Below are 26358 nucleotides of genomic sequence, written 5' to 3'. Positions count from 1 at the left end.
AGAGCATCATGCCCGACGCGCTTGTGCAGGCGTCCGGGCCATCGTATTTAACCGCTGGACTCTCGTTATGATCGAGGGACTGCCGGGGGGCAGGTCACCTCCCGTGATGCAGTTCGCCGCCAGATCGTACATGCAGTCAGCCTCTTCCTGAACGGGCGACGCCCCCGGCACGTTTGATACTAGTCACTACTCTGACTTGCAGTAACTTGATCATCTCACACCGAGGAACTTCCAGATTGTAGGGGATGACCGCCATATTTGCGCAGCCCATCTGACGGTCAAAAGCCGCCAGCCGGTTTCAAGCAGCTGGCGAGAAAGACTTTTAATGTCCGACGAGCGGCACAGGCTGCAAAAGCCTGCGATCCGCCTCGCGCTCTCACCGCACTCTAAGCTGTGGCCTCGGCTTTGCGCATCTGCATCAGTCGGCGCCGTGCCCTTATTGCTGCTGCGTCGCTAGGCAAAATCACAGGACGAAGATCCCAGAAGTCCGCGCCTGCCATGGCTTCAGCCTGAGCCGCGACCATCGGCTCGTCCTCTTCCAGAAAAACCCGGCGTGCCATCGCTTCGGCCTCAGCACCCGGTTCATGGGTAAAGAAGTAGTGAGTGGCACCTTGGCTTTCCGGGGTTAGGATGTGCGGGCTGCCCATTTCCGGTACAAGCGCCGTGTAGCTCATAATAAGGTTGTGCCAGTGCTAGGTGCATCTAGGTGCACTTCGGAAATCGTCGAAAAACCGCCTGTGATCAGAGCTTTGCAGGGACCAATCGCGGCGTGAGGAAATGCACCACAGCAAGCGCGATAAGATAGGCGCTGGCGCAGATTGCGAAGAGGATTTCGTAGCTACCGCCGGTGCTGTCCAGAATGTAGCCGGTGAACAGCGCCATCCCCATGCCGCCCAGCGCCCCCACCGTTCCGCCGATGCCGACGACAGAACCCACCGCGCCGCGCGGGAACACGTCCGATGGCAAAGTGTAAAGGTTGGCCGAAAACGCCTGATGCGCCGCCGTCGCAAGCCCGATGATCAGCACCGCGCCCCACACGCTATCAATGCTTTGCGCAAACCAGATCGGCAGGACGGCAAGCGCGCAGAGCAGCATCGTGATCTTCCGCGCGAAGTTGGGCGTGCGCCCGGCCTTGATCAGGCGCGAGGACATCCACCCGCCAAAGATCGAACCGCCATCGGAAATCAGATAGATCGCCGCCAGCGGCAGGCCAAAGGTCTTGAGGTCCATGTCATAGCGTTCGAACAGATAGCCGGGCAGCCAGAACAGGAAGAACCACCAGATCGGGTCGATCAGGAACTTACCGAGCGCATAGGCCCATGTTTCACGCACGGTGAGCAGGCGGCTCCAACCGATCTTTTCCACCGGGTCCGCCGGATCCTGCTGAATCCATGCGAGTTCTGCTGGAGACACTTTCTTGTGTTCGCTGGGATGGCGATAGATGAACCACCACGCCGCCAGCCACATCACGCCGAAGATACCGGTGATGAAGAACGCAGCGCGCCATCCGAACCACAGCACCAGCGCGGGCACCAGAAGCGGCGTGATGATGGCGCCGACGTTTGCGCCCGCATTGAACAGGCCGATGGCATAAGCGCGTTCGCGCTGGGGGAACCAGTCTGTTACCGCGCGGATACCGGCGGGGAAGTTGCCGCTTTCACCCACGCCAAGGCCGAAGCGCGCGGCAGCGAAGCTGGCAAGGCCGCTGGCAAAACCGTGCGCCATATGCCCGGCTGTCCAGACGATGATGGCGATGGTATAGCCCAGCTTTGCGCCCACCACATCGACGATGCGGCCAAAGCCGATGTAACCGATGGCATAGGCGACCTGAAACCAGAACACGATCTGCGCGAAATCGGTTTCGGTCCAGCCAAATTCGGCCACCAGCGTCGGCTTTAGCACGCCGATCATCTGGCGGTCGATATAGTTCACCGCCGTTGCTGCGAAGAGCAGCGCGACGATCACCCACCGATAGCGACCCGCCTTTGCAGCGGCTGCATCGAGTGCGGGGGCGGAACTTTCTGCCATCGTTACTCTCCCGTTCGGATGCCCGGCTGTGACCGGTGCATCCAGAAATCTTTAGCGCGGGGTGGCCGCAACCACGCTGCACCGCACTTCGCCGCAGCCTTCGAAAATGGCGCGGAAGGACTGGCCCACCGCAATTTCATGCACGCCGGTAATCGCGCCGGTGGACACCCACAGCCCGCCCGAAACATCGAAGCCACGTTCGATCAGATTGGCGAGCAGGAAGCGCACCGCGCCATAGGGACCATCGAGCATGGTGGCGGCGGTTGCCGCGCCAACCTCAACGCCCTCGATCTCTCCGCGCACGTGGATCGCGCAAAGGTCCAGCCCCTGCCAGTCTTCCAGCACAGCGCCGCGCACCAGCCCTGCGTTGTTGCCGAAGTCTGAAACGGTCACCAGCGGACCATCGGCATTGATGCGAGGATAGGGCGAACTGGCGATTTCGATGCCAAGCCGCACATCGTCGAGAATGGCAATCGTGCCTGCATCGTCAGTGGGAACCGGGCCTGCAAAGCCGGGCGCAACGTGCAGCAGTATTTCCGCCTCTGCCGCAGCGAAACCGCCGACGAAAACCGGCATCTGCGGTTCATAACCCGCAGCGGCATCGACGATGCTGTCAGCAAAGATCGGGCCGGACAGACGGTTTGCGCCAAGCTGGCCATCGCGCGGCGGGTTGATCCGGCCAACCTTCCAGCCTGCCACTTCGCGGCCATCGACCGAGATGGCGCGATCCTGAATCACATAGGCCGCGCCCAGATCGTGCGGCGCAACGCCGGGATAGACCGGCAGCGCACGCGCTTCATGACGAGCGCTGACAAAGGCCTTCGCGACATGATCCGCATTCTCGTTCAATTCGATCCCCATCCCTATGGTCCTTCGTTCGTCCGGCTGCTTATAGGAAACCGGTGTCATTCGCAAGTGACTGCGGTTTCGCAGCCTGCTTGATTAAAGCGTTACGCCCTTCTTCCAGATGGCAATGGCGCGCTGCCCGGCCCGTTCCGACGCGGTTTTCCGGCCGCTGGCGATGGCCAGCAGCGTATCGAGAAATGCGCCATCCGCCGCCTCACGCCCTTCATCGAGCACGCGCGAGGCATCGAAATCGATCCAGTGCGGCTTGGCTTGTGCCAGCGTGCGATTCGAGGCGACTTTGACCGTAGGCGCCGGGAACCCCAGCGGCGTGCCGCGCCCGGTGGTGAACAGCACCAGCGTTGCCCCCGCAGCGGTCAGCGCAGTTGACGATACCGCATCGTTGCCCGGCGCTTCGAGCAAGGCAAGCCCTGGCCCTGTCGCCTGATCGCCATAAGCCAGCACGGCACATAGCGGCGCGGTGCCTGCCTTTTGCACGGCCCCTGCAGACTTTTCTTCCAGCGTGGTGATGCCGCCCGCGATATTGCCGGGAGAGGGATTTTCCGAAACGGGCAAGCCCTGATCAAGGTAATAACGCTTGAAGTTGTTGACCAGCGCGGCCCCGGCTTCAAAGGTCGCGGTATCGACCGCGCGATCAAGCAAGGCCTGTTCCGCACCGAAAATTTCGGGAATTTCGGTCAGCACCGGGGTGCCGCCCGCCGCCGCCAATGCCTCGCTGAACCGCCCCAGCAGGGGGTTGGCGGTGAGGCCGGAAAAGCCATCGGAACCGCCGCACTTCAACCCTACGGTCAGCGCGCCGAACGGCAGCGGTTCACGCTGCGCCTCTGCGGCTTGCGCAACAAGTTCATCAATCAGCACGGCGGCTTCGGCCAGTTCATCGCCCGCACCCTGCGATGACAGCGTGCGGACTTTGGCCCTTGCCGCATCGGGAATGGCGGCAAGCAGATCGGCCATCTGGTTCGATTCACAGCCCAGCCCCAGCAGCAGCACACCTGCCGCATTGGGATTGGCGGCAAGGCCTGCCAGCAGTGCGCGCGTGCCGCCAAGATCGTCACCCAGTTGCGAACAACCATGCGGGTGCGCGAAGGCAAGGATACCGTCAATCCGTCCATCTGAAATCAGCGTGGCGTGGCGCAGTTCTGCCGCGCGGGCGATCTGCTCCGCCGTCAGCCCCACGCAGCCAACGGTGGGAAGAATCCAGATCTCGTTGCGGGTGGCCGCGCGGCCATCGGCACGGCGATAGCCCAGCCATTGCGGGCCGGTGGCGTTCTGCACGGCGACGGCACCATTCGCTTTGGGCGGTGCATAGGCGACTTCACCCTGCAAGGCGGTTGCCAGATTGTGGACGTGGACATGTTCGCCCACGGCGATGACGCAAGTCGCGCGCCCAATCGGCAGGCCATATTTGATCACCGCATCGCCCGGTGCGTGGGGCAGGACCGCAAACTTGTGGCCTTGCGCGATGTCAGCCTTGAGGGTGACGGCACGTTCGCCCACCTGCACCACGGCACCGGCGGAAAGCGGGCACAACGCCACGGCCACACCATCAATGGCATGGACCTGCAAGGCATCTGGCAGGGCGATATTCATCGCAGACACGAAAGACTCTCCCAATTGTTGTGCACATGGATAGCGCTTAGGTAACCGGTGTCAATCGGGGTGGCATTGCAAAGGGCACAACGTTCCGGCTAGGAGAAATGCGGTGGTGACACCGGTGTAACATCTCCGTTGCGCCGCATGATCGACGGGGGCAGGCGTGAAAAAGGCAAAGGACGGCAAGCCGACGATCAACGATGTGGCGCGCATCGCGGGCGTATCGAAGAAGACCGTCAGCCGCGTGATCAACCGTTCGCCACTGCTGAACGAAGCGACGCGCGAAAAGGTGGAGGCGGTGATTGCCGAGCTGGGCTATGTGCCCAATCCGCAGGCGCGCGCGCTAGCGCTGCGGCGCAATTTCCTGATTGGGCTGATCCACGACAACCCGAACGCGCAGATGGTGCTGGGTGTGCAGGAAGGCATCCTTTCGGCCATTCGCGACACCGAATTTGCGCTTGTGGTACGCCCGGTCAATCGCCGCTCGCCCGATATGCTGGAAGATGTGCGGGCCTTTCTTGAGCAGCAGCGCCTGTTCGGCGTGATGCTGCTACCGCCGATTTCGGAAAACGACGATCTGGCCGCACTGTGCGAGGAACTGGGCGTGACCTATGTGCGCATGGGTTCGGCCCATCTAGACGAGGATGAACATCTGGTCGCCTCGAACGACCGTGAGGCGGTGGTAAAGGCGGTGACTTATCTGGTGGAGCGCGGGCATCGCCGGATCGGATTTGTGGCAGGGCCGGAAGGGTTCCGCTCTGCCGCCGAACGCGCGCTGGGCTATCACGATGCGCTGGAAGCGGCAGGCATCGCGCTGGACCCGGCGATCATGGCCGAGGGCAACTATACCTTCGAAACTGGCATCGCGGCGGGCGAAAAGCTGCTGGGAGCATCGCCCCGCCCCAGCGCAATTTTCGCCAGCAACGACGAGATGGCCGCAGGCGTGCTGCACGCCGCGCGCAAGCTGGGGCTTTCGGTGCCGGAAGACCTTTCCATCGTGGGGTTCGACGATACCGCCATCGCCGCACACATCTGGCCACCACTCACAACGGTGCGCTGGCCGATTCAGGCAATGGCCAAAGCCGCCGCGATCAAGCTGATCGACCCATCGCAGGCGCGCAAGGCACCATCGCACTTCCTTTCGGACCTGATTGAGCGCGCTTCGGTCGCTTCGGCCTGAGGGGCGCGAGGGCTGACTTCGAAACTTAGCGCCCTGCCCCCCTCACCTCGTTATTGCGAGCGCAGCGATGACGGGGTTGTTGCAATCGGACGCGGCCTGCGGGCCAAACACCAAAAACCGGCTTGCGTGATTTTATGACACCGGTTACCTAGAGACCAACTTCCAAACAACGGCTTCACCGGCATAGATTGCCGGAGCGAGAGGAAATCCCATGAAAATCGCGCTCATCATCGAAAACAGCCAGGCCGCCAAGGCGAGCATCGTTCACGAATCGCTGACATCGGTGGCCGTGCCGCTGGGCCACGAAGTGCATCACTACGGCATGTACACGCCCGAAGACAAAGCCTCGCTCACCTATGTGATGAACGGGCTGCTGACCGGCATCCTGCTCAATTCGGGCGCGGCGGATTTCGTCGTCACCGGCTGCGGCACGGGCATGGGTTCGATGCTGGCCGCCAATTCGATGCCGGGTGTGTTCTGCGGACTGGTGATCGATCCGACCGACGCTTTTCTGTTCGGCCAGATCAACGATGGCAACGCCATTTCGATGCCCTATTCCAAGGGCTTTGGTTGGGCCGCTGAACTGAACCTGCAGGACGTTTACGCCAAGCTGTTCGATGGCGAACGCGGCCTTGGCTACCCGAAGGAGCGCGCGGCGATCATGAAGACCAATCGCGGCATTCTGAAGGGCCTGAAGGACGCTTCGTGCCGCGACATGCTGACCGTGCTCAAGACCGTGGATCAGGATCTGCTGAAAGCCACGATCGCGGGCGAGAAGTTTGCCGAGCTGTTCTATGCCAACTGCAAGGACGATGCGATTGCCGATTACCTGCGCGGCCTGACCGCCTGATATTGCAGGCGCGGGAGAGGACATAATGAGCGTATTTGATCTTTCGGGCCGCATCGCGGTCGTCACCGGCGCGAACACCGGCATCGGACAGGGCATTGCGGTTGCCCTGGCCGAGGCTGGGGCCGATATCGCCGCCGTGGGCCGCACTCCGGCTGAGGAAACCGCCGCCAAAGTGCGCGCGCTTGGCCGCAAGTGCGAACTGGTGGGCGCAGACCTTTCCACCATCGCGCCGGTGCAGGGCGTGGTCGATCAGATTCTTTCCGCGCTGGGCGGGCTGGACATTCTGGTGAACAACGCCGGGATCATCCGCCGGGCCGATGCGGTGGACTTCACCGAGGAAGACTGGGATGCGGTGGTGGACACCAATCTCAAATCGGTGTTCTTCCTCAGCCAAGCGGCGGGCCGCCACATGATCGCCAACCGCGAAGCCACCGGACGGCGCGGAAAGATCATCAACATCGCCTCGATGCTCAGCTTTCAGGGCGGCATCCGCGTGCCGAGCTACACCGCCAGCAAGAGCGGCGTGGCAGGGCTGACCAAGCTGCTGGCGTGCGAATGGGCGGCCAAGGGCGTGAACGTGAACGCCATCGCGCCGGGGTATATCGCCACCAACAACACGGCAGCATTGCAGGCTGACGAAACGCGCAACCGCCAGATCATGGAGCGCATCCCCGAAGGCCGCTGGGGCGCACCTTCGGACATCGGCGGGGCGGCGGTGTTCCTTGCCAGCAGCGCGGCGGACTATGTGCAAGGACACGTTCTGGCCGTTGACGGGGGCTGGCTGGCGCGATGACCGGTCAGGTCGTCTGCTTTGGCGAGATGCTGCTGCGTCTTTCGCCTCCCGGTGCTCGGTTGATGATGCAGGCGCAAAGCCTCGACATGGTGGTGGGCGGTGCGGAAGCGAATGTCGCCGCCGCGCTGGCCGCGCTGGGGCACGAAACGCGCATGGTCACGCTGCTGCCCGCCACTCCGCTGGGCGACAAGGCGCGCGCTGATCTTGGCGCGGCAGGCGTGGATACGCGCTTTGTGGCGCGCGGGTCAGGGCGCATGGGCCTTTATTTCATGGAGCCGGGTGCGGGCCTGCGGCCTTCGTCGATCACCTATGATCGTGCGGGTTCGGCCTTTGCGCTGGCCAATGCGGGTGCGTTCGATCTGGCTGGCGCGCTGGATGGCGCGGCCCTGCTGCACATGTCGGGCATCACCCCGGCGCTGGGGCCGAATGGCGTGGCGCTGGCGCGCGCGGCGGTGGCAGCGGCGCAGGCGGCGGGCGTGCCGATCTGCCTTGATGGCAACTACCGCGCACAATTGTGGGAAAGCTGGGACAGCAACCCGCGCGAGGTTCTGACCGAACTGGTCAGCGCAGCCACCGTGCTGATCGGCAACCACCGGGATATTTCACTGCTGCTGGGCAAGGCGTTCTCAGGCGACGGGGCGGAGCGGCGGCGTGAGGCTGTGGAAGCCGCCTTTGCAGCATTTCCGAATCTTCAACTGGTGGCATCGACCGCGCGCCATGTCGTTTCCAGCGACCATCACCGCATCGCCGCGCGGGTCGATACGCGCGACGCGAAGCACCAGACCGCAGAGATCGACGTGACCGGCATAGTCGACCGCATCGGCACGGGCGATGCCTATGCTGCAGGCGTGCTGCACCAATTCTTGCGCGGCGGCGATGCACAGGCGATGGCCGAATGCGGATTGGCTCTGGCGGCGTTGAAGCATTCACTGCCGGGCGATTTCTGCCTGATCGGCGCCGGTGAACTGGCCGCATTTTCGGCGCAAGGTGGCGATGTCCGCCGTTGATCTGACGCGGCGCGCGCTGCTGGGCGGCGGCGTAGCGCTGATGGCTGCTCCAGTATTGGCCGGACGCCGCGATCCGAAAGTAGGCCGCTCTATCGGCCTGCGCGAAGAGGGTGTGCTGGCGTTCAAGGGCATACGCTATGGCCGAGCCGCGCGGTTCGAGCGCGCCGTGGCGGAACCTTGGGGCAGCGCACCGGCCAAGGCGCAAACCTTCGCACCCATCGCCCCGCAGCGCGGAAATGCGGACTTGGTGCAGAGCGAAGACTGCCTGTTCCTCAACATCTGGACCCCGGACGCGAACCCCAAGGCCAACCGCGCGGTCATGGTCTATTTCCACGGCGGGGCCTATTCCAACGGCACCGTTACCGATCCACTGACGCATGGCGCAAAGCTGGCCGCGCAGGGCGATGTGGTGGTCGTGACCGTCAACCACCGGCTCAACGCGCTGGGCTATGCCTGGCTCAAACCGTTTGGCGCGCGCTATGCCGACAGCGGCAATCTGGGCCAGCTCGACCTGATCCTTGCGCTTGAATGGGTGCGCGCGCACATTGCCGACTTCGGCGGCGATCCGGCGCGGGTCATGGTCTTCGGTCAATCGGGCGGCGGTGCCAAGATCGCCACGCTGATGGCCATGCCTGCGGCCAAAGGCCTGTTCCATGCCGCTGCCACGATGAGCGGGCAGCAGGTTGTCGCCAGCGGGCCGGGCAATGCGTGGAAGCGCACGCAGGCGCTGTTCGCCGCGCTGAAGCTGCAACCGGGCGACGTGGAAATGCTGCGCACGATGCCGGTGCAGCAATTGATCGACGGGCTTGGCGCAACAGATCCTGTGATCGGCGGTGGCCTCTATATGGGACCGGTGCTGGACATGACGAACCTGCCGCGCCACCCCTTCTGGCCCGATGCCGCGCCGCAATCGCTGCATATCCCGATGATCCTTGGCAACACGCGCGACGAAACGCGCGCCTTCATCGATCCCAAGGGGCCGAAACTGCACGGCCTGAACTGGGATAACCTTGCCGCCCGCATGGCACCCGAAGTGAAGATCGATCTCGATGTCGATTGGGTCGTGGCGCAATATCGCGCGCAATATCCGGCGTGGACGCCGAGCCAAGTATTTTATTCCGCGACCACAGCAGGTCGGTCATGGCCGGGGCAGGTGATCGAGGCGGACGAACGGGCAAAGGCAGGTGCCGCCGCCACATGGGTCTATCAGCTTGATCGCGCGTCCCCCATCGACCCGCAGCGTGGTGCCGCCCACACCGACGATATCCCCTATGTTTTCGGCACACTGGACGCGCCGGGCAGCATGAGCGGAACCGATCAGGGCACACGGGCCACGCGCGATGCGATGATGCGCGCCTTCACCGGTCTTGCCAAAACCGGAAAACCCGGCCTGCCGGACTGGACGCCCTACACTGTGCCGCAACGCGCAACGCTGGTGGTCGGCGATGGCAAGGTGGAGGCTGTCAACGATCCCCGCCGGTGGGAGCGTGAACTCTGGTCTATTGGCCCTTACGTTCAACCGGGTAGCTGATGATCAGCGCCAGCGGCTTATCACCTTTCTGCCAGATGCCGACAACCGCACCTTCATAAAGATAGGCGGTCATCCCCTTGGTCAGCTTGGCCCGTTTGCCGTCTGACAGCACTTCACCTTCGCCTTCCAGCACATAGTATACTTCATCGTGCGCGATGGGATGCTCGCCAATAGCAGCGCCCACGTCCAGCGTGCGGCGGCGGAATTCCATCTTGCGCGGTTGCGGCACCGCGTCGCTGATGCGCCACGCGGTGCTCATGCCGATGGCCCCGTGGGGCGTGGGTTCGCGGCGCATGGTATCGGCTTCGTCGATCACCGCCATCGGGGGTGCCGCCGCCATCAGCAGGGCAAGAAATGCGCTCATTGCCGGTTCTCCCGCATGGCAGCATCGCGCGTGGAAAGCTTCTCTTGCGCTCCGGCCTTCTGGCCCGGATAGAGGCCGGATTTGGGCGTCATCGTATCAAGGTTCCAGTCTGCTTCCACAAAAGGTGCGTGGGTGGGCACTGGGTGCGGATAACCACCCACTTCGCTTTCATCATCAATGATATCACCGCGCCCTTCGGCCACGAAGAACAGCACGCGGATATCATCGGGCGCACGGTCCCACGGGCGCGCGCCAGCGGTTTGCAGAACCGACGTTTCGACATCGCCCGACGGCAGCACGCTGTAGCGCGAAACGTCTGTCAGCGGAGCCTTGGCCGTGATCAGCTTTGCCTTCGTTTCTCCATAGCGGCCGAACTGCGGCAGCGGATTGCCGTGGCGGTCCACCGCGCGGTTGTCCTTGCCATAGTATTTCAGATCGCCATCGCCGCCCAGCATCAGGAACGGCAGGCCGGGATCGGTATCGTTGCCCCCGCGCATCACATTGCCCACGGCAGTGATCTCGCCGGTGACGTATTCGTGGCCCAGCCATTCGAGATTCATTAGGTTATAATGCACCGCGCGGTGGCCGGGATTGTAGATCACGTTGTTGATCATGCTGATTTGCGCGCCGCCTTTGACCAGCGGCGCACGTTCCACATTGTGCGCCCAGACGTTGCGGTAAAACGTTATATTCGTTGCATTATCATGGATGAGCGAGCCTTTGGAATGTTCGCCCTTGGGGTGGCTTGAATTGGCAAGACCCTCAGCCGCAATGTTTTCGCGGAACACAACATCGTGGCTGGTGCCCGCGCGCCATTCAGCCACGGTGTTGCCGGTGAAGCGCGGGCCGGATGCGGACATGTTCTCGTCCAGCGCCCACAGGAAGCTGCAATGTTCGACCACCACATTGTACGCCGAAACGCCCGAAAACGCATCGGCTTCCCAGCCCGAAAGCCTGGCCTGCCCATCAGCCCCGGTCATCACGCGCAAGTGCGAAAGCACCACATCGTGCGTCTTCAGATCGATGCCGCCCTTGATCAGCGTGATCCCCGGCGAGGGCGCAGTCTGGCCCGCCACGGTAAGGTATGGTTCGGTGATCGTGATCGAATCCCGGCCAAGGTCGATCACCCCGCCCACTTCGAACACCACGGTGCGTTTGCCTTTGGCCGCCAGCGCTTCTGCGAGCGATCCCGGCCCCGATTTGGCCAGAGTGGTCACGCGGATGATTCGCCCGCCTGAACCGCCCTTTGTCGGATCGGCAGGGTGCGGTTCGGCCTGTGCAACGCCCCCGGCAAGGGCAAGCAAGGTGGCGGAAATCATGGCTTTTTGCAGTATCTTGCGCATCAGCGACTCTCCCAATGTCATCGTTATTGACAGAGCGGCGGCGTGAGGGCAATAAATAATGACACCGGTTACCCAAGACGCCAACGACGCTTGGGGACAAGACCGGAACGACAGCCGGTGCCCTGCGGGTCGCAGCATCGGTGTGTGGGAGCAGTGGTGCCAATGAAGGTCGTGCGCGAATGCACGTTCCCCTTTGACACCGGTAGCAATGGCCCCGAAAAGGGCGACGAGGGGATTTGACATGCGTAATTCAGTATCGCGCGTTTCGCTGTTCAGGATGGCACTGCTGGCTGGCGGCGCACTCGCTGCAGCCGGCACCGCACAGGCCCAAGACGCTGCCGCCACAGCCGAGGCGCAGGTGGCCGCCGAAGAAGGCACGCCGGAAGACGCCATCGTCGTCACCGGCTTCCGCCAGTCGCTGCAAGCTGCGATCAACGTGAAAAAGAACGCAGTCGGCGCGGTCGATGCCATTGTGGCCGAAGACATCGCCAAGTTCCCCGATCAGAACCTTGCGGAATCGCTTCAGCGCATTCCCGGCATCTCGATCTCGCGCGATGCCGGTGAAGGCCGTGCCATCACCGTGCGCGGCCTGTCCAGCCAGTTCACCCGCGTCCGCGTGAACGGCCTCGAAACCGTCGCCACATCGACCGACGGCGCTTCGTCCAACCGTGATCGCGCCTTCGATTTCAACGTCTTCGCATCCGAACTCTTCAGCTCGATCGTGGTCCACAAGACCGCCGAAGCCAGCCTTGATGAAGGCTCGCTGGGCGCGGTGGTCGATCTGAACACCGGCAACCCGCTGGCGGGCAAGGCAGGCTTCACCGGCGTCGCTTCGGTCGTCGGCACCTATAACGACCTGTCCGATTATGTCGGCCCGCGTCTTGCCGGGCTGCTGAGCTGGCGTAACGACGCGGGCACGTTCGGCGTCTCGCTCTCTGCCGCCTATCAGAAGACCAAGGTGCTGGAACTGGGCAACAACACCGTGCGCTGGGCGCAGGCCCGGTTTGATTCGGTTGACGGCACCAACTGCTTCTCCACGCCCAACAGCGGCGGCACCTATCGCGTCAGCGCCGCGTGCGACAAGGCAGCGCTTGCCTTCCACCCGCGCATCCCGCGCTATGGCGAAGTGAAGCATGATCGCGAACGTCTCGGCCTGACTGGCTCAGTCCAGTTCGCACCGACTGACGCCACCAAGTTCTCCATCGACGGCCTGTTCTCGCGCTTCAACGCGGATCGCGAAGAGCAGTGGGGCGAAGTTTTGCTGCGCAGCAACGAACGCTCGATCAATGTCGTGAATCCGGTTTACGATGCCAACAACAACATGATCTCGGCTACGCTGAATGACGCATGGGTGCGCACCGAGCACTACCTGCGCAAGAGCAAGACCGAATTCTATCAGGTTGGCGGCACCTGGGATCAGGACGTGTCCGATACCCTGCGCTTCACCTTGCTTGGCGGCTTCTCCAAGTCTGATGCCGATATCCCTGTCGAAACCACGATGATCTTCGATGATCGCGATGCGCAGGGGTACAGCTACGACTATACCGACATGAAGCACCCGAAGCTGACCTTCGGCACCAGCGTGACCGATCCGGCCAACTTCCAGCTTGCCGAAATCCGTGATCGCCCGTCGAACGTCACGAACAAGTTCAAGACCGTGCAGTTCCGCACCGAATGGGACGTGGCCGATGGCTTCACGGTGAAGGCGGGCGCGATGTGGCGCCGGTTCAACTTCGATACCGAAGCCTATACCCGCGATACGGCGGTTTGCGGCAATGGCGGGCTGGACCGCGTGCTGGGCACGATCACCTGCTCGGCATCGTCGGTGTTCGGCCCCACGGCGGTCTACGGCATCCCCGTGACCGCGCAGATGGCGCAACTGTTCAACCTCGGCAGCGCAGGGCAGCCCAGCGGCAACACCAATTCGTGGCTGGTGCCCAATCTGGAAACCACCACCGCGCTGACCAAGCTTTATGACCGCGCGCTGGTGCAGGATGCGGGCAACATTCGCGGCGTGCAGGAAACCACCAAGGGCGGCTACCTGCAGTTCGATGGCAAGGGCGACATGTTCGGCCTGCGCTATGCGCTCAACGCTGGCATCCGCTATGTGAAGACGGAACAGTCGTCCTACGGCCTCGTCAGCGGCACGCAGGCAACCGTTGAACGCGCCTATGACGACTGGCTGCCTTCGGCCAACATCGCGTTCTATCCCACCGAAAGCCTGATCGTGCGCGGTGCGGTGGCCGAAGTGATCACGCGCCCCACGCTGGGTTCGCTCACGCCGGGCGGTTCGGCAGACGGCTTCAACTTCCGCGTCACCAGCGGCAACCCGTTCCTCGAACCGTTCCGCGCCACGAACTATGACGTTTCGGTCGAATGGTACTTCGCCCCGCAAGCGCTGATCTCGGTCGCGGGCTTCATCAAGGACGTGGCCAGCTTTACCCAGTCTGCCGCGATCACCGAAGCGACGTTCGCGCAGACCGGCCTGCCGGCGTCGGTGCTCAACCCATCATCGCCCGCCGCGCTGAACCCGGCGCTGCTCACGCAGCCGATCTGGACGCTGACCACCACGGTCAACGGCACCGGAGCCAAGCTGAAGGGCGTGGAAATCGCCGCGCAGATCCCGTTCAAGATCTTCACCGAAGGCTTCCTTGGCAACTTCGGGATCATCGCCAACGCCACCTTCATCGACAGCAATGCCGATTACACCGTGCAAGGCCCCGCGACTGCACCGGGCGGCGCGCTGATCAACGTTACGCGCACCGCCGCGCTCGCCAACGTATCGAAGCAGGCCTACAACGGCACCTTCTACTACGATGACGGTCGCTTCTCGGCCCGCGTGATGGGCACCTATCGCGGTCGCTACCACGAAGGCGCCAGCGGCACAGGCAATATACTCGAAGGCTACGGCTCGATGTTCAACCTCGATGCCTCGATGCGCTTCAAGCTGACCGAATGGGTCGAAATTTCGGTCGAAGGCAACAACCTGCTCGACACCTATCGCTATCGCTACACCGATATCGATGCCGACCGGAATTATGAGAACAACCACTTCGGCCGCAACATCCTGGTGGGTGCGCGCTTCAAGTATTGACCTGAACCCTCCCGGTCGGGCGGTCCCTCCTATGCTGCCCGGCCAACTTGCAAACGGAGCCGCCATGACACTTGATCGTCGATCTTTCATGGCGGCTTCGCTTGTTTCTGCGGCTTTGACCGGAAAGGCCGTTGCGCAAACCGCAGTGCCTGCCGTGCCGAATGGCGCTTTGCCCCCCGGCTTGCCGCAACCTTCGGAAACCATCGATCTGTGGCCTGACGGAGCACCGGGCAAACCTGCCAAGCCGCTGGTCGAAACGGTGCAGGAACGCTCGACCGACCGCCTCGTCACCGACCGCGCCGTCTTCGGCATCAGCGCGCCGCGCATGGCCGTGTTCCGGCCAGACCGGCCCAATGGCGCTGCCGTGCTGATCACGCCGGGCGGTGGATACCGCTGGGTGGTGATTGACAAGGAAGGTTATGAAATGGGCCGCTGGCTGGCGGCGCGCGGCTTCACCGCTTTCGTGCTGTTCTATCGCCTGCCCGGTGAAGGCTGGGCGGCGGGGCCTGATGTTGCCCTGTCAGACGCGCAACGGGCGATGCGCCTGATCCGTCACCGCGCCCGCGATTTCGCGGTGGAGCCTGAGCGTGTTTCCGCAATGGGTTTTTCCGCAGGCGGCCACCTCTGCGCCGATCTGGCCACCCGCTTTGCGGCAAAGACCTATGAACCCGTCGATGCGGCAGATACACTCTCGGCCAAACCGCACTCTGCCGCGCCGATCTATCCGGTCGTGTCGATGAGCGCGCCCGATGCCCATCCCGGTTCACGCGAACTGCTGGTCGGAAAATCCGCCCCCCCAGCGCGCGAGGCCGCACATTCCCCGCACCGCAACGTGCCGAAAGACGCGCCGCCGTTCTTCCTCACCCACGCCGAGGATGACGATGCCGTCCCGGTCAACAACACCCTGCTGCTGCGCGCGGCGCTGAAGGAAAAGGGCATTCGCGTGGAAACCCACCTGTTCGAACACGGCGGCCACGGCTTTGGCCTGCGCAAGGCCATTGGCAAGCCCGCCGAAGTCTGGCCCGACCTGTGGCGAGCATGGGCGCGCACCACGGGGCTGGCAGCATGACCTTTAGGGCATACCGCGTGAGCAGGCGTAAGGCGCTAATCTCGGCGGCGTCAGCCACATTCGGCGTCGCCGTGCCTCCAATGGCGAATGCCGCAGTTGCCCCGGTGTCCCAACCAATCCCTTTGAGACGCCGGGGCATCGACAACCAGCGTGTGGCGGACCTTGGCGACGGCACGTTCGTCAATCCTGTGCTGTCGGGCGACCGACCCGATCCGGCCATCCTCAAGGACGGAAAGGACTACTATCTCACCTTCTCCAGTTTCGAGAGCTATCCCGGCCTGCTGATTTGGCATTCGCGCGATCTGGTGAACTGGCAGCCGCGCAAACCCGTGCTGCACAGGAACATCGGCTCGGTCTGGGCGGTCAGTCTTGAAAAGCACAGGGGCCGCTATTTCCTCTACATCCCGGTAAAAGCCAGCCCGCACAACGACATCTTCGTGATTTGGGCAGACCATATCGACGGCCCGTGGAGCGATCCGGTTCCGCTTGGTCTCCACGATCATATCGACCCGTGCCATGCCGTGGGCGAAGACGGATCGCGCTGGCTGTTCCTTTCGGGCGGAGACCGCGTGCGCCTTTCAGACGACGGCATTAAAGTCGCCGGACCGGTCGAACACGTATACGATCCGTGGCGCTATCCCGATGAATGGGACGTCGAAGGCTTCTCGCCCGAAGGCCCCAAGATTCACCGCATCGGCAAATGGTTCTACATGATCACCGCTGTCGGCGGCACCGCCGGCCCACCCACCGGCCACATGGTCATCGCCGCGCGGGCAAAGTCGATTCACGGCCCGTGGGAACAACATCCCGGCAACCCGCTGGTGCGCACCACCGACATTCGCGAAGCATGGTGGTCACGCGGCCATGCCAGCCTGATCGAAGCGCCCGATGGTTCGTGGTGGAGCCTCTACCACGGGTTTGAAAACGGGTTCTGGACGCTGGGCCGCCAGTGCCTGCTCGATCCGGTGGAATGGACCGCGGATGGCTGGTTCCGCATGACCGGCGGTGATCTTGCCGCGCCCTTGCCCAAGCCAAAGGGCGGAACCGCCCTGCCCCACGGCATGCCGCTGAGTGACGATTTCAGCACTCTGCAACTCGGAACCAAATGGTCATTTTTCCGCCCCGCACAGGACGAAGCAAGCCGCGTGCGGGTGGCCAACAACACGCTGTTCTTCAAAGGCAAAGGCCTTGCCCCTTCCACCGGTTCCCCGCTGCTGCTGATCGCGGGTGATACGTCCTACCAGTTCGAATGCGATATCGATCTGGCCCCCGGCGCCACCGCAGGCCTTGTGCTGTTCTATGACGACAAGCTCTATGCCGGTCTCGGCTTCGACAAGGACCGCTTCGTCACAAACCAATACGGGATGGAGCGTGGCCGCCCGGACAATCCGCACGGCGCCTCCATGCGCATTCGCGTGACCAACCGCCGCCACATCATCAGCTATCACACATCGGGCGATGGCGGGCGCACCTGGCTCAAGTTCGACCGGGGCATGGAAGTATCGGGCTATCATCACAACGTGCGCGGCGGATTCCTGATGCTGCGTCCCGGCTTTTACGCCGCTGGCCCCGGCGAAACGCAATTCCGCAACTTCAAATTCTCTGCACTGGAAGACTGATGCCGCGCAATCTTGAGTTACACCCCGACCGGTTGTTTCCGGTTGATCCTTCGGTGCGCGGCTTGGCGCGGGAGCTTTATTCCGGTGTGAAGGATTTGCCGATCATCAGCCCGCATGGCCACACCGATCCGCGGTGGTTTGCGGGGAACGATACGTTCGGCAATGCGACCGACCTGTTGCTGGTGCCGGATCATTACGTGTTCCGTATGCTCTATTCGCAAGGGGTGGCGCTGGAAGACCTTGGCGTGCGCAACAAGGGCGTCGATCCGCGCGCGGCGTGGCGGTTGTTTGCTGAGAGGTACTGGCTGTTCCGGGGGACGCCTTCGCGCATGTGGCTCGATTGGGTCTTTGCCGAGGCGTTCGGCATGGGCGTGCAGCTTTGCGCAGAAACGTCGGACCTCTATTTCGACACGATCACCGAGATGTTGGCGTCGGACACCTTCCGCCCGCGCGCACTGTTCGAGCGGTACAATATCGAGGTTCTCGCCACCACCGAAAGCCCGATCGACAGGCTGGAACACCACGTTGCCATCCGCGAGAGTGGGTGGAAGGGCCGCGTCATCACCGCCTATCGCCCCGATCCGGTGGTCGATCCGGAGTTTGAAGGCTTCCGCGCAAATCTGGACACGCTGACTGAACTGACCGGCGAGGATTGCTGCACATGGCGCGGATACCTCGCCGCCCACCGCACCCGCCGCGCGTTCTTCAAGAGCATGGGCGCGACCAGCACCGACCACGGCCACCCCACGGCGGCAACGGCCAACCTTTCCGCCGCCGAGGCCGAGGCGCTGTTCGCCAAGGTCGTGTCTGGCGCGTTCACCGCCGCAGAGGCCGAACTGTTCCGCGCGCAGATGCTGACCGAGATGGCGGGGATGAGCGTGGACGATGGCCTCGTCATGCAGATCCACCCCGGCTCCTTCCGCAATCACAACGCCGCCGTGTTCGAACGCTTCGGGCGTGACAAGGGCGCGGACATTCCCACCCGCACCGATTTCGTCCATGCCTTGAAGCCCCTGCTCGACAAGTTCGGCAACGAACGCGATCTGTCGATCATCCTCTTCACGCTGGATGAAAGCGCCTATGCCCGCGAACTCGCGCCGCTGGCGGGGCATTACCCCTGCCTCAAGCTTGGCCCGGCATGGTGGTTCCACGATAGCCCCGAAGGCATGAAACGCTTCCGCCACATGACCACCGAGACGGCGGGCTTCTACAACACCGTCGGCTTCAACGACGATACCCGCGCTTTCCTGTCGATCCCCGCGCGCCACGACGTTGCGCGCCGCATCGACTGCGGTTTCCTTGCCGAACTGGTGATGGAGCACCGCATCGAGGATTGGGAAGCGGCCGAACTGGCGCAAGACCTGTCCTACAACCTTGCGAAGAAGGCCTACAAGCTGTGAGGCAAACTGTGAGGCTCTCACCCGAAACGCTGGCCAGCCTTCCGGCGCAAGTCGCGCGGCCGCTCTATGATCGCGATGCGCAGGACGTGGGCATCGTCCACTTCGGCATCGGCGCATTCCACCGCGCGCATCAGGCCTGGTACACCGATGCCGCGATGAATCTGGGTGATGGGAATGCAGGCGACCGGGACTGGATGATCACTGGCGTCTCGCTGCGCTCGCCCGGCGTGGCGCGGCAGATGAACCCGCAGGGCGGGCTTTACACCGTGGCCGAGCAATCGGGCGAAGGCGCTACGCTGCGCATCGTCGGCTCCGTGCGCAATGTCCTTGTCGCCAGCGAGGAGCCGGACGCGGTCATCGCCGCCGTGGCTGCGCCTGCCACGCACATCGTCAGCCTGACCGTGACCGAGAAGGGCTATTGCCGCAATGAGGCGGGCGATCTCGACTTCGACCTCGCGCACTCCCTGAGCTTCTACTACTTCGTCACCCAAGGGTTGCTGCGGCGGCACAAGGCCGGGCTGCCGGGGATCACGCTGCTCAGTTGCGACAACCTTGCCGACAACGGCGCAAAGCTGAACGCGCTGATGCTGCAATATCTTGGCCGGCACGAACCCGATCTGGTGGACTGGTTCGCCCAGAACTGCACGTGCCCGGCAACGATGATCGACCGCATCGTGCCCGCCACCACCGACGATGATCGCGCGATGGTGGCAGCGGCGCTCGGCGGCCTTACGGATGAAGCCTGCGTCATCACCGAACAGTTCAGCCAGTGGGTGATCGAGGACAATTTTGCAGGCCCGCGCCCCCGCTGGGAAGCGGTCGGTGCGCAGCTCGTCTCCCACGTCGCGCCTTATGAAACCGCCAAGCTCAGGATGCTCAACGGCGCGCATTCGCTGCTCGCCTACTGCGGCCTCAAGGCCGGGCACACCTATGTTCACGAAGCCGTGGCCGACCCCGACCTGCGCCAACTGGCGACACGCCTGATGCGCCAAGAAGCCGCCCCCACGATCACGCCAGCCCCCGGCCAGAACCTCACCGCCTATGCCGACGCCCTGATCGACCGCTTCGCCAACCCCAGCCTCAACCACCGCCTCATCCAGATCGCGATGGACGGCTCACAGAAAATCCCACAGCGCTGGCTCGAAACCATCGCCGCCAATCAGGCACAAGGCAAACCCTGCCCCGCCATCCTTTCCGCCATCGCAGCTTGGATACACCACCTCCAAGGTCACAACGGAACCGTCGATGACCCTATGGCGGACAGACTGGGCGCTATCGCCAACCGCGCCGCGAACCCGGCTGATGCCGTACGCGCACTGTTCACCGGCCAAGGCCCCCATGCCGGAACGTGGCAACCCACAGCAGCCGATCTCCAAACGCTGACCGCCGCCTGCACGGGGGTGCAGACGGCGGTCTGAAAGACAGCAAGCTCCGGGTGCCTTGGGAACCCGCCGTCCTCCCCCCTTTAGAACGAACGCCGGACCGATACGGACCATGTGCGCGGGCGGCCGGGCTGGCCCGATGCCGTCCCCGCGCCGAACGCTTCCTGCAACAGCGTCAGGAAATAGTACTTGTTGGTCAGGTTCTGCACTTCCAGCGTCACGCCCCAGTCCTTCTCGTCCGACTGCCAGCCCACACGCGCATTGGCGAGGAAATAGCCGTCGATCCGGTTGGACAGGCGCAGCGTGGTGATCGGCCCGCCGCCGCCCGCATTGCTGAACGGCGAAGGCGTGACCGGACTGTTCGCCGGCACCGTGCTGCTCACCGCCAGACTGTCGAGGTTCGCCGCTTCGGTATAGATCTTCGACTGATAGGCACCATCCAGACGCAACGTGACCATGCCCTTCAGCACATCGGGAATGTCATACTGCACGCCCACCGCCGCCTTCCACTTCGGCGTATAGGGCGTCACGTCCTTCAGCGTCACACCGGTCGAAAGCGTATCGACGTTCTGGTACTGAAAATCGAGATAGCTGACCGAACCGTCGATGGTGAAGTTCTCCACCGGGCGGATCAGCGTTTCCACCTCGAAGCCCTTCACATGGGCAGACCCCACGTTCGATGGCCGCAGGCACGGCGTTGCCTGTGACGATCCACCCGGACCGGCAGTCGCCAGATCGAGACAGTTTACGCTCGACAGGATGATGTTCTTGTAATCGTTGAAGAACGCCGAAACGTTTACCCGCAGCTTCCGGTCAAACAGGTCGGACTTGAAGCCCACTTCATAAGCGGTAATCGTTTCAGGCCGGAATGCCGTCGCCTGGCTGGGGAAGAACGGACGCGGGTTCACACCCCCCGCGCGGTAGCCGGTCGATACCTGAGCATAGGCCATGAAGTCCGGACTGAACCGGTAGTCGGCCGCCACGCGCCAGTCGACACGGTTGTCGCGGAAGCTTGCCGTCAGCCCGTTCAGGCCAAACAGGAGGCAGTTGGGCTGGTTGCCAAGCCCGGTCGGCCCTGCGGTGGGCGCACCAAGGAAGAAGTTGCACGGTCCCTGAATCGCCGTCCCATCCGGGTTGCGGCGGACATAGCCGTAATCCTTCTCATCCCACGACTGGCGAATGCCGCCGGTCAGGTTCGCGCCTTCGGCCAGCGCGAAGGTGAAATTGGCGAACAGCGCCTTGTTCTTCGCAGGCGTCGGATCAGGCCCGTGCAGGAAATCGATCCCGGCATAGTTCAGGTTGATGCGACCGGTAAACGTGCCGCGCGTATCGAAATAGAACCCGCCAACCGTGAAATCCAGTTTGTCGTCCAGCACCTTGCCCGAAAGCCGCAGTTCCTGGCTCCACTGCCGGTTCTTCTGCGTCTGGTTCAGGTTGTTGTTGGCGATAGGCGAACCATCGGAGTCATAAGACCAGTCGGCAGTATATTTGCGCCACGATGTGATCGACTTCAGCTTCAGCGCATCGGAAAGATCGACATCGATGGTCAGCGCCGCGCCATAGTTGTCGAGGTTCGAATGCGGATCGGTAAAGGTCGGCTTGTAGGGCATCTGGCTATCGGGCCGCGCCGCATCGCCATAGGTTGCATAAGAAATGAAGCGCCGGTCATAGCCGCTGATCGTATCGCAGCTATTCGCCCCGTTCGGAACGAACGCGCAGTTCAGCGGAATGCCCGCGCCGTTGGTGCCCTGTAGGAACGGACGCCCGCCGGTGAACGTGGCATTCGGGCCATCGAACACCGCCGATGTATTGGCATAGAGCAGCACGTTCGCGCCCGGCTCGTTGCGCTCGCGCGTGTAATCGCCCGAAAGGTTGATATCCACCGTCTCGCTTGGCTGCCAACGCAGTGAAACCTTCCCTGCCACAGATGATGTGCCGCCCACCTTGCCCAGCACAGGGTCCGCGCCCTTGGCAAAGGTCGGCACATTGGTGCCCGGATGGGTCAGGTTGTAATCGAGCCGCTTGACATAACCATCGACGTTCTTGGTCACCCCGCCCACGCGCATGAACAGGTTTTCGGCCAGCTTCACATCAAACAGCCCGCGCACGTCGATGCGGTTGTAGCGGCCATAGGTCGCCTCGATAGAGCCGGTGTTGCTGCCTTCGGGCTTCTTTGAATAGAGCTTGATCGATCCACCCAGCGAATTGCGCCCGGCCAGCGTGCCCTGCGGCCCGCGCAACACTTCCACGCGGTCAAGATCGGTCAGGTCGAGCAGCGAACCCGTCAGCGTCGGCAGATAGACATCGTCGATGTACATGCCAACGCCCGGCTCCAGCGCAAAGTTGGGATCGGTCTGGCCCACGCCGCGAATGAAGGCGATGATGCCCGGCCCCAGTTCCTGCCCTTGCGGCTTCAGCGTGACGTTCGGCGCTTGCGATGCGATTTCCGAAACGTTGGTCTGGCCGCGCGATGCGATCAGTTCGCCACTCACCGCCGTGATGGCCAGCGGCGTATCCTGCAGGTTCTGCGCGCGGAACTGCGCGGTAACGACGATTTCGGTTGTGGTGGGCGTTTCCGGCTGGCTGGTGTCCTGCGCCAAGGCTTGCCCGCAAAGGGCCTGCGCACCAATCGAAAATGCAAGCAGGCTTACGCCCGCGCGAAGCGATCTGGTCATCCTATCCTCCCATACCGGCATCATTTTTCGTGCCCGGCAATGCGCCGTCCTGATACCGGCTGAGGGCAGCATACGCCCGATTCTGTGTTATGGTCAATAACAACATTTGGTAGCGTTATCGCGTCTGTGAAACGCTGAGACCTTCCTTGATGCACATCGGGACTGACGGTGTTACAGCGGCCTGATGAAGCATCCGCTAGAACCTATGGTCGGCTTTCAACTCGTGCGAACGGCCAACATCGCACTGCGCATCGTCAACGCGCACTATGGCGATCTGCGCATCCGCCATGCCGATGCCGCCGTGATGATGGTGATAGAAGTCAATCCCGGCATCACGCAAAGTTCGATTGGCCGGATGCTGCGGATGGAACGGTCAAACGTCGTACCCATCGTCGCACGCATTTCCGAACGCAACTGGATCGAACGCAAGCCGGGGCGCGGCAAGACCATCGGTCTCTACCTCGCTCCCGAAGGCATAACTGTAATGCCGCAAGTCCACGCCGCTTCCCGCGCAGGCGAAGACGCTATCGCCGCTGCGCTAGGCAAGGCAGGCTATGCCGAAATGCTGGAAAAGCTGCGGCTAATTGGTTGACGTGGCGGTGCGCAACCGCCGCACCGCAAACCCACCCCCAACCCCTCCCGCCTGCGGGAGGGGAGCGAGACTTACTGAGCTGTAGGCGAAGTTAGTCGCAGCGGGGTGGGTCTGCTAAACCGTCGATTGTTGCTGCAAAAGCCCACTCACGCGGTCGCTTTTGCCTTGGCTTCAGCCGCCGCCCGGAACACCGATACGTCAAAGTAATACGGCTTGATCTCGCAGCACTTGCCATCGCGGAAGCGGAACAGTTCGCACAGTTCGGCAGGTGCCAGCGCAGGGTCGGCAAAGCGGAACGACAGGATCGTGATCGCGTGGTTCTTGCCGGCGGTGGTTTCCACGCGGTCCAGCCCCACCACATCGACCATGCCCATGACTTTAACGAACAGCTCTTTCAGCGCGTTCTTGCCGCGATAGACGCCTTCCATCGGCAGGCCGGGCGCTTCGGTCACAAAGAAATCGTCGGTCAGCATCGCAGCCGCCTTGTCCCAATCGCCCACGCCGGTTGCGGCATAAAGGTCATCGACGAACTGGATCATTTCCTGCGCGGTCATCGTCATCGGGCAATCCTCTCAATTTGTCTGCACGATCACCCAAGCCGCGTCCCTACGAAACCTAGCGATATGGCTAGCGCTGCCTTGCGTCCACCCGCGCTAAGGATGCTACAACGAGAGGACAATCGCCTGATGACAACCGCAACCACCCGCCAGATCACGCTGGCCCGCCGCCCCACCGGCATTCCCGTGCCGGAAGATTTCGCGCTGGTCGATGTGCCGCGCCCCGTGCCCGGTCCCGGCGAAATCCTTGTGCGAATGCGCGTTGGCTCGTGCGACCCGGCGATCCGGGGCTTTCTGGATGACCGCCCCAGCTACTTGCCTCCGGTCGCGCTGGGCGCGCCGATCAACGGCATGTCGCTGGGCGAAGTCGTCGAATCGAACAACTCCGATTGGCCCGTCGGCACGCTGCTGCGCACTTTCGCGGTCTGGTCGGAATACTATGTTGTCGGCGCAGACGCCTTGGGCATCGAAAAGGTGGAGCAGGCCCCCGGCGTGCCCTTGCAGCACTATATGGGCGCGCTTGGCCCGGTGGGTCTAACCGCATGGGTCGGCCTGTTCGAAGTGGGCAAGGCCAAGGCGGGCGAAACCGTGCTGGTCAGCGCCGCTGCAGGAGCTACCGGCAGCACCGTGGTGCAGCTTGCCAAAGCCGCCGGGTGCCGCGTGATCGGCCTTGCGGGCGGGCCTGACAAGGCGCGCATGGTCAAGGAACTCGGTGCCGACGTGGCGATCGACTACAAGGCGGTAGGCGATCTGGGCGCAGCGATCAACGCCGCCGCGCCCGATGGCGTGGACGTCTATTTCGATAACGTCGGCGGTGAAACGCTGGATGCAGTGCTGCCGCTGATGCGGCTCCACGGACGTATCGCGGTGTGCGGCATGATCGCGCAATATAACGATGCCGATAACCCCCACGGCAACCGCAACTTGTGGCAACTGGTCGTCAACCGCCTGAACATGCGCGGTTTCATCACCTACGATCACCCCGAAGTGCTGGGTGAAGCGCAGGCCATGCTCGACCGGCTCTTTGCCGAGGGCAAGCTCAAGCCGCTGGAAAATGTGCGCGACGGGCTGGAAAAGCTGCCGGAAGCCTTCATCGAACTGATGAGCGGCAAGACCACCGGCAAAACGCTGGTTCTGGTATAATGGGCGTTCTCGACGGCAAGCTGGCCTTCGTCACCGGCGGCGCATCGGGCCTTGGGGAGGCCATTGCCCGTGCCTATGCCGCAGAAGGCGCATCGGTGGTCATCGCGGATATCGACACGGCAGGCGGTGAGGCGCTGGCCGCAGAAATTGGCGCGCGGTTCGTGACGCTGGACGTTACGCAGGAGGCATCGTGGGCCGCAGCCGTCGCGCCGTTCGAACGGATCGACGTGCTGGTCAACAATGCCGGGATCACCACACTCGGCTCGGTCGAGGAACTGACGCTGGCGCAGTTCCGGCACGAACTCGATATCGATGTGCTGGGCGTGTTCATGGGCATTCAGGCCGCGCTACCGAAGATGAAGGACCACGGTGGCTCCATCATCAACATGTCCTCGCTTTCGGGCGTCAAAGCCTCGGCCAATCTGTGCGCCTATAATGCAGCGAAGGCGGCGGTCACGCACATGACCAAATCCTGCGCGCTGCACTTTGCGGAAAAAGGCTATGGCATCCGCTGCAACAGCATCCACCCCGGCGCGATCCACACCCCGATCATCGACAAGGTATTGGCACAAAGCGATAATCCAGAAGCGCTTTATCAAAGCTTCGTCGATGTCCACCCGGTAAAGCGCCTTGGCAAACCAGAGGAAATCGCCGCGATGGCGGTGTTCCTTGCCAGCGATGCCAGCGCCTTTGCCACCGGCGCGGAATTCCGCGTGGACGGCGGCGCTTCGGTATGACCGGCGCGCTCCCCATCCGTCAGGTGGCGTTCTTCGTTGAAGACGTGCGCACCGCCGCCCGCGCCCACCACGCGGCTTTCGGATCGGGACCGTTCTTTGTGGCAGACAACATTCCGCTCGCCCGCGCGGTTCATCGCGGGGTGGCGCGCGAACTGGACCATACCTCGGCTTACGGCCAGTGGGGCGATGTGATGGTGGAGTTCGTGAGCCAGAACAACCCCGGCCCCTCCCCTTTCCGCGATGTCTATCCCGAAGGGTCAGGCCAGTGGGGGATGCACCATATCGCCGTGTTCGTTGACGATGTGGACGCTGAAATTGCCCGCTTTTCTGGCACCGGCGCACCTTGCGCGCTGCGGGCGGAGATGACCGACGGTTTCGTCTTCGCCTTTGCCGATACGACGGCCACGCTGGGGGTGATGACCGAACTCTATGCCCCCGCGCCAGTCCTGCTTGATTTCTACGCGATGGTCGCGCAGGCCGCGCAGGATTGGCGCGGCGGCGATCCGATCCAGACGATACGCTTTTCCTGAGGATGAA

At 62.9% G+C, this 26358-nt stretch carries 22 protein-coding genes; 14 read left to right on the top strand and 8 right to left on the bottom strand.

Features of this window, described 5'->3' with window-relative positions; genetic code table 11:
- Positions 1–386: 386 nt before the first annotated feature.
- The 4 genes from HGI47_RS14410 to HGI47_RS14395 form a co-directional block, all read right to left on the bottom strand.
- Positions 387–674, bottom strand: a complete 288-nt coding sequence (locus HGI47_RS14410) for a hypothetical protein (protein ID WP_168853465.1) — start codon at positions 672–674, stop codon at positions 387–389.
- A 67-nt stretch (positions 675–741) separates the two neighbouring features.
- Positions 742–2028 carry an MFS transporter gene (locus HGI47_RS14405; RefSeq protein ID WP_168853464.1) on the bottom strand — a complete coding sequence of 429 codons (1287 nt, stop codon included), beginning with the start codon at positions 2026–2028 and terminating at the stop codon, positions 742–744.
- Between the two features lie 51 nt (positions 2029–2079).
- Positions 2080–2889, bottom strand: a complete 810-nt coding sequence (locus tag HGI47_RS14400) for a 2-keto-4-pentenoate hydratase (RefSeq protein ID WP_168853463.1) — start codon at positions 2887–2889, stop codon at positions 2080–2082.
- A gap of 81 nt (positions 2890–2970) precedes the next feature.
- Positions 2971–4482 carry a UxaA family hydrolase gene (locus tag HGI47_RS14395; protein ID WP_168853473.1) on the bottom strand — a complete coding sequence of 504 codons (1512 nt, stop codon included), beginning with the start codon at positions 4480–4482 and terminating at the stop codon, positions 2971–2973.
- 166 nt (positions 4483–4648) lie between these two features.
- On the opposite strand from HGI47_RS14395, the gene HGI47_RS14390 reads away from it, so the two are divergent.
- The 5 genes from HGI47_RS14390 to HGI47_RS14370 all read left to right on the top strand — a co-directional run bounded on the left by HGI47_RS14390 (position 4649) and on the right by HGI47_RS14370 (position 9846).
- Positions 4649–5665 (top strand): LacI family DNA-binding transcriptional regulator, encoded by a 1017-nt coding sequence (locus HGI47_RS14390; protein ID WP_168853462.1) that lies wholly within the window; start codon positions 4649–4651, stop codon positions 5663–5665.
- A gap of 211 nt (positions 5666–5876) precedes the next feature.
- The gene (locus HGI47_RS14385; protein WP_168853461.1) at positions 5877–6515 is read left to right on the top strand and encodes an RpiB/LacA/LacB family sugar-phosphate isomerase; all 639 of its coding nucleotides are present in this window, start codon (positions 5877–5879) and stop codon (positions 6513–6515) included.
- A gap of 25 nt (positions 6516–6540) precedes the next feature.
- The gene (gene kduD, locus HGI47_RS14380; protein WP_168853460.1) at positions 6541–7308 is read left to right on the top strand and encodes a 2-dehydro-3-deoxy-D-gluconate 5-dehydrogenase KduD; all 768 of its coding nucleotides are present in this window, start codon (positions 6541–6543) and stop codon (positions 7306–7308) included.
- Complete coding sequence (locus HGI47_RS14375) at positions 7305–8315, top strand: sugar kinase (RefSeq protein ID WP_168853459.1); 1011 nt, start codon at positions 7305–7307, stop codon at positions 8313–8315. The genes kduD and HGI47_RS14375 overlap by 4 nt, the downstream gene beginning before the upstream one ends.
- On the top strand, positions 8302–9846 hold the full coding sequence (locus HGI47_RS14370) for a carboxylesterase/lipase family protein (RefSeq protein WP_168853458.1): 1545 nt from the start codon (positions 8302–8304) through the stop codon (positions 9844–9846). The genes HGI47_RS14375 and HGI47_RS14370 overlap by 14 nt, the downstream gene beginning before the upstream one ends.
- On the opposite strand, the gene HGI47_RS14365 is transcribed toward HGI47_RS14370, so the two are convergent.
- Positions 9815–10210 (bottom strand): cupin domain-containing protein, encoded by a 396-nt coding sequence (locus tag HGI47_RS14365; RefSeq protein ID WP_168853457.1) that lies wholly within the window; start codon positions 10208–10210, stop codon positions 9815–9817. The two genes, HGI47_RS14370 and HGI47_RS14365, sit on opposite strands and share 32 nt — an antisense overlap.
- Positions 10207–11553: a polysaccharide lyase family 1 protein gene (locus HGI47_RS14360; RefSeq protein ID WP_168853456.1), complete on the bottom strand. Its 1347-nt coding sequence runs from the start codon at positions 11551–11553 to the stop codon at positions 10207–10209. The genes HGI47_RS14365 and HGI47_RS14360 overlap by 4 nt, the downstream gene beginning before the upstream one ends.
- Positions 11554–11794: 241 nt before the next feature.
- Between HGI47_RS14360 and HGI47_RS14355 the strand changes: the two genes are divergently transcribed.
- The 5 genes from HGI47_RS14355 (at position 11795) to HGI47_RS14335 (ending at position 20153) form a co-directional block, all read left to right on the top strand.
- Positions 11795–14647 carry a TonB-dependent receptor gene (locus HGI47_RS14355; RefSeq protein WP_168853455.1) on the top strand — a complete coding sequence of 951 codons (2853 nt, stop codon included), beginning with the start codon at positions 11795–11797 and terminating at the stop codon, positions 14645–14647.
- 64 nt (positions 14648–14711) lie between these two features.
- Entirely contained in the window at positions 14712–15716 is a 1005-nt protein-coding gene (locus HGI47_RS14350; RefSeq protein ID WP_168853454.1) for an alpha/beta hydrolase, read from the top strand.
- Positions 15713–17335 carry a family 43 glycosylhydrolase gene (locus HGI47_RS14345; RefSeq protein ID WP_168853453.1) on the top strand — a complete coding sequence of 541 codons (1623 nt, stop codon included), beginning with the start codon at positions 15713–15715 and terminating at the stop codon, positions 17333–17335. The genes HGI47_RS14350 and HGI47_RS14345 overlap by 4 nt, the downstream gene beginning before the upstream one ends.
- Entirely contained in the window at positions 17335–18735 is a 1401-nt protein-coding gene (gene uxaC, locus HGI47_RS14340; protein ID WP_168853452.1) for a glucuronate isomerase, read from the top strand. The genes HGI47_RS14345 and uxaC overlap by 1 nt, the downstream gene beginning before the upstream one ends.
- Positions 18736–18743: 8 nt before the next feature.
- On the top strand, positions 18744–20153 hold the full coding sequence (locus HGI47_RS14335) for a mannitol dehydrogenase family protein (RefSeq protein WP_370521731.1): 1410 nt from the start codon (positions 18744–18746) through the stop codon (positions 20151–20153).
- 47 nt (positions 20154–20200) lie between these two features.
- On the opposite strand, the gene HGI47_RS14330 is transcribed toward HGI47_RS14335, so the two are convergent.
- On the bottom strand, positions 20201–22792 hold the full coding sequence (locus HGI47_RS14330) for a TonB-dependent receptor (RefSeq protein WP_168853450.1): 2592 nt from the start codon (positions 22790–22792) through the stop codon (positions 20201–20203).
- A gap of 184 nt (positions 22793–22976) precedes the next feature.
- On the opposite strand from HGI47_RS14330, the gene HGI47_RS14325 reads away from it, so the two are divergent.
- Positions 22977–23384, top strand: coding sequence for a MarR family winged helix-turn-helix transcriptional regulator (locus HGI47_RS14325; RefSeq protein ID WP_168853449.1), 408 nt, complete (start codon positions 22977–22979; stop codon positions 23382–23384).
- Positions 23385–23530: 146 nt separating this feature from the next.
- Here HGI47_RS14325 and HGI47_RS14320 read toward each other — a convergent pair whose 3' ends face one another.
- Positions 23531–23944, bottom strand: a complete 414-nt coding sequence (locus HGI47_RS14320; RefSeq protein ID WP_370521729.1) for a nuclear transport factor 2 family protein — start codon at positions 23942–23944, stop codon at positions 23531–23533.
- A gap of 126 nt (positions 23945–24070) precedes the next feature.
- Here HGI47_RS14320 and HGI47_RS14315 point away from each other — a divergent pair, with 126 nt between their 5' ends.
- The 3 genes from HGI47_RS14315 to HGI47_RS14305 are packed head-to-tail and all read left to right on the top strand — an operon-like array spanning position 24071 to position 26351.
- Entirely contained in the window at positions 24071–25084 is a 1014-nt protein-coding gene (locus HGI47_RS14315) for an NADP-dependent oxidoreductase (RefSeq protein WP_168853448.1), read from the top strand.
- Positions 25084–25821, top strand: a complete 738-nt coding sequence (locus HGI47_RS14310; protein WP_168853447.1) for a glucose 1-dehydrogenase — start codon at positions 25084–25086, stop codon at positions 25819–25821. The genes HGI47_RS14315 and HGI47_RS14310 overlap by 1 nt, the downstream gene beginning before the upstream one ends.
- Positions 25818–26351: a VOC family protein gene (locus tag HGI47_RS14305; protein WP_168853446.1), complete on the top strand. Its 534-nt coding sequence runs from the start codon at positions 25818–25820 to the stop codon at positions 26349–26351. The genes HGI47_RS14310 and HGI47_RS14305 overlap by 4 nt, the downstream gene beginning before the upstream one ends.
- The last annotated feature ends 7 nt before the right edge of the window (positions 26352–26358 follow it).

Origin of the sequence: Novosphingobium sp. ERN07, assembly GCF_012641335.1 — a bacterium.
GTDB lineage: Bacteria > Pseudomonadota > Alphaproteobacteria > Sphingomonadales > Sphingomonadaceae > Novosphingobium.
The sequence above is the reverse complement of the archived record's forward strand: the minus strand, read 5'-3'. Positions and strand labels throughout refer to the sequence as shown.